Origin of the sequence: Brasilonema bromeliae SPC951 (assembly GCF_012912135.1) — a bacterium.
Taxonomy (GTDB): Bacteria; Cyanobacteriota; Cyanobacteriia; order Cyanobacteriales; family Nostocaceae; genus Brasilonema; species Brasilonema bromeliae.
This window is the reverse complement of the sequence record NZ_QMEB01000416.1, coordinates 1-1,653: the sequence shown is the minus strand read 5'-3', so window position 1 is coordinate 1,653 and position 1,653 is coordinate 1. Positions and strand designations below refer to the sequence as shown.

1 protein-coding gene is annotated in these 1,653 nt (G+C 45.4%); it reads right to left on the bottom strand.

The annotated features are described in order from the left end of the window. Positions 1-182 precede the first annotated feature (182 nt). Positions 183-1,496, bottom strand: coding sequence for a multicopper oxidase family protein (locus tag DP116_RS28170; RefSeq protein WP_211173568.1), 1,314 nt, complete (start codon positions 1,494-1,496; stop codon positions 183-185). Positions 1,497-1,653 lie beyond the last annotated feature (157 nt).

The window sequence follows — 1,653 nt, the reverse complement described above, 5'->3', positions numbered from 1 at the left end:
TGCCGGGGAACCCGTCCACCGCACTGGCTCACTTTTGACTTTTGACTTTTGACTTCCGCCTTGCGGTACTACCGTGTTTACCCTACAACGCTAAAATCACCAAAATTAGACAAATGCGCTCGTGAACCATACCCATAATACAGTAGTGTTTGGTTTAGTTACTTACCGTCAGTTTTCTCAAATCAGGTAACGTTGATAATCATTGTTAAACCACCTGCGCCTTGTACCTCAACGTTGTTGTTTGTTGCATGATGGGCAATGTGACAATGCAGCAACCACTTACCTTTCTCACGGGCTGTCCAAATCACATCGTAACGTTCACCAGGAGCCACGTTGATAGTATCTTTTTCAATTTGGGCAGCAACAGGTACAGGGCTTCCATCTGTTTCGATGATCTTAAACGGACCACCATGAATGTGCATTGGGTGGATAAAGGCATTATTGGAACCGATAAAGCGGAAGCGGATTTTCTCACCAACCTTGGCATTGATAGTTGTAGTAGCAGGGTAAGCTTTACCGTTTATTGTAAAAAAGTTCGGTAGTAACCCCTCCATTGGCATTGCTGGGAAGGTGTAACCTTGCTTTACTGTCCACTCCTGAAGCTGAACCACAACATCTTGGTTGTAAGCAAGAGTTTGAGGTTTATTCTTAGGATCAACGATGAACGCACCATACATCCCTAGAGTTTGCTGGCGGTCTATATCTTTGTGGGAGTGGTAGAAGTAAGTACCTGGTTGCTTGACAGTGAACTCGTAGGTATAGCTTGCACCCGGTTGAATTGGTTTTTGGGTAACATCGGCTGGACCATCCATGTTGTTAGGTAAAATCATGCCATGCCAATGAACTGTCGTTGGTTCTGGTAAGTTGTTTTTGACGACCATTCGCACGCGATCGCCTTCAGTAACCTGAATACGCGGTCCTGGAACTTGACGGTTGAAGGCATAAGCAGCTACCTGGACATTTGGTAAAATATTCCACTTAATTAAAGAAACATCGAGGTTAAAAACCTTCACACCATTCTCTAGCTTAGGCTGGAGAACCTGATCCCCACGTGCATCAACAGAAGCAGTATAGGTAATTTTTGTCAAGTCTACTGCAGCCATATCTTCCATTGCTTCCATGCTCATATCAGAGGTCATAATCATCCCTGGCGGCATAACTAAACCATTCGTCTGAGTGACACTGCTTATAGGAGCAGGTGGTAGCGATGACACTGGAGCCGGAGATTTCGTGCCACCCATATTCATTCCTGGCATTGACTCGTTGTTGTTATCCATATTCATCCCAGGCGTTGACTGGTTGCTTATATTCATTCCTGGCGTTGACCCATGCTGCATATTCCTAGCACTCATGGTAAAGTTGCCATAGAGTGCGGCGATAAGAACACCGAATGCTAGGGCTAATAGTGTTAACAGCGTTACTGCCAGAAGTTGCGCTCGCGTAGCTTTGGGTTTCATTCCCATATCCGCGTGCGAATCGGCAGTAGACGAATTCATGTTCATATTTCTATGGGTTTTCATTCTTACATTCCTTCCATGCTGGACATATCAGACTCAGTGGAAGCATTGGGTGCAGGCACTTCACCAGAAGTTGCTGCAATTCGTTCTACTTCGGCAGCTAAATTATGACCACCTTTACCCAATGCCCGTACAG

What these genes read in the sequence shown, in the direction of transcription:
- DP116_RS28170 (WP_211173568.1), bottom strand. Translation starts at nt 1,496, where the DNA reads ATGAATTCGTCTACTGCCGATTCGCACGCGGATATGGGAATGAAACCC.